The organism is Sphingomonas sp. 66-10 (assembly GCF_001897045.1).
Lineage (GTDB): Bacteria > Pseudomonadota > Alphaproteobacteria > Sphingomonadales > Sphingomonadaceae > Sphingomonas > Sphingomonas lycopersici.
Genome location: NZ_MKRR01000164.1, coordinates 31193 through 33452 on the forward strand (window position 1 = coordinate 31193; position 2260 = coordinate 33452).

Annotated in this window: 1 protein-coding gene; it reads left to right on the top strand. The window is 68.5% G+C overall.

Features of this window, described 5'->3' with window-relative positions; translation table 11 throughout:
- The coding region (locus tag BGN95_RS25850) for a thiamine pyrophosphate-binding protein (protein WP_286774488.1) at window positions 1-2236 on the top strand (2236 nt) is incomplete at its 5' end.
- Between the last annotated feature and the right edge of the window lie 24 nt (window positions 2237-2260).

The window sequence follows — 2260 nt, forward strand, 5'->3', positions numbered from 1 at the left end:
CCGCGACGGGGTGAAGGTCGGCGGGCATCAGGCGAGCTGCGCGTCGATCACGACGATCATGACCGCGCTCTATTTCGCTGCTTTGGGGCCGAACGACCGGGTCGCGGTCAAGCCACATGCCGGCCCGGTGCTCCACGCGATCCATTATCTGCTCGGCCAGCAGACGCGCGACGCGCTCGAGCGGTTTCGCGGGCTGGGCGGGGCGCAAAGCTATCCGAGCCGTACCAAGGATACGATCCCGGTCGATTTCTCGACCGGTTCGGTCGGGCTGGGGGTGGCGATCACCGCCTTCGCCAGCCTCGTCCAGGATTATCTCGTCGCACACGGCCAGCTCGCCGAGCGCGATACCGGCCGGATGATCGCGCTGATGGGCGATGCCGAACTCGACGAAGGCAATATCTACGAATGCCTGATCGAGGCCTATAAGCACGATATCCGCAATTGCTGGTGGATCGTCGACTATAACCGCCAGAGCCTCGACGCGACGACCGCGGACCGGATGTTCCGGCGCTTCGACGATATCTTCGAAACCTGCGGCTGGCGGGTGATCACCTTGAAGCATGGCAAGCGCCAGCGCGCGGTGTTCGCGCAGCCCGGCGGGGTGGCGATCGCCGAGTGGATCGATGCCTGCCCCAATGCCGATTTCGCCGCGCTGACCTATCAGGGCGGGTCGGCGTGGCGCGCGCGGCTCAACGCCGATCTGGCCGATCGACCCGATACGCTGGCGCTGATCGCCTCGTTCGACGATGCCGCGCTCGCCGCGCTGATGACCAATCTCGGGGGGCATTGCATCGAAACCTTGCTCGACGCCTTCGCGCGCGCGCAGGACGATGTCCCGACGCTGTTCATCGCTTATACGGTGAAGGGCTATGGCCTGCCGCTCGCCGGGCATAAGGACAATCACGCCGGGCTGATGAATCCGGGGCAGGTCGGGCAATTGCGCGACAGCCTGGGCATCGCGCCGGGGGACGAATGGACGCCGTTCGCCGGGGTGGGGGACAATGTCGCAGCCGAGATGCGCGATTTCCTCGCGCGCAGCCCGCTCGCGGCGCCGCATCGGCCCGCGCCTGCCGCGCCGGTTCCCGTGCCCACTACGCTGCCGGTGCCCGACGGCGACACGCTGTCGACCCAGGCGGCGTTCGGGCGGATCCTGCTCGATCTCGCCAAAAATCCCGAGGCGGATGCGCGCGCGCTCGCCGCGCGCGTCGTCACCACGTCGCCCGACGTCACCGTCTCGACCAACCTCGGCGCGTTCGTCAACCAGCGCGGGCTGTTCCGCCGGCAGGAACTGGCCGACGTCTTCGCCGCCGCGCGCATCCCCAGCGCGCAGAAATGGGGCGGACACGGCGCGGGCCAGCATATCGAGCTCGGTATCGCCGAGAATAACCTGTTCCTGATGCTCGCCGCGCTCGGGCTCGCCGCGCCTTTGTTCGGCACGCGGCTGATCCCGGTCGGGACGGTCTATGATCCGTTCATCTCGCGCGGGCTCGATGCGCTCAATTACGGTTGCTATCAGGATTCGCGGTTCCTGCTGGTAGCGACGCCCTCCGGGGTGACGCTCGGGCCGGAGGGCGGCGCGCATCAATCGATCAACACCCCGCTGATCGGGATGGGGCAGCCTGGCCTCACCTATTTCGAGCCCGCCTTCGCCGACGAACTGGCGGCGATCATGCGCTGGTCGTTCGCGCATCTGCAGGCGGCGGACGGCGGCTCGGTCTACCTGCGGCTGTCGAGCCGCGCGATCTCGCAGGTCGCGCGCGCCGACGATCGCTGGGTCGGGGATGCGCTCAAGGGCGGTTATTGGCTGATTCCGCCGACCGGCCCGCGCGACGCGGCGATCGCCTTCACCGGCGCGATCACCCCCGAGGTGCTCGAAGCGCACGCGCTGGTCGCCGACGATCTGCCGGGGCTCGGGCTACTGATGATCACCTCGGCCGATCTGCTTCATCGCGGCTGGTCAGCGCGGCACGCGGGGCGCTGGACCGACGGCGCGCGGGAGCCGTCGCATGTCGAAACCCTACTCGATGCGCTCGCCGACGGCGCCGGGCTGGTGACGGTGATCGACGGGGCGCCGTCGAGCCTATCGTGGCTGGGGGCGGTGCGCGGGATGCGGGTCAGCCCGCTCGGCATCGACCGCTTCGGACAGACCGGCGATCTCCCCGATCTCTACCGCCGCTATCGGCTCGACGCCGAGGCGATCGTCGATGCGCTCGCCGAACTAGCGCTCCCGAAATAGCGCCTCGACATTGTTGCCGTCGGG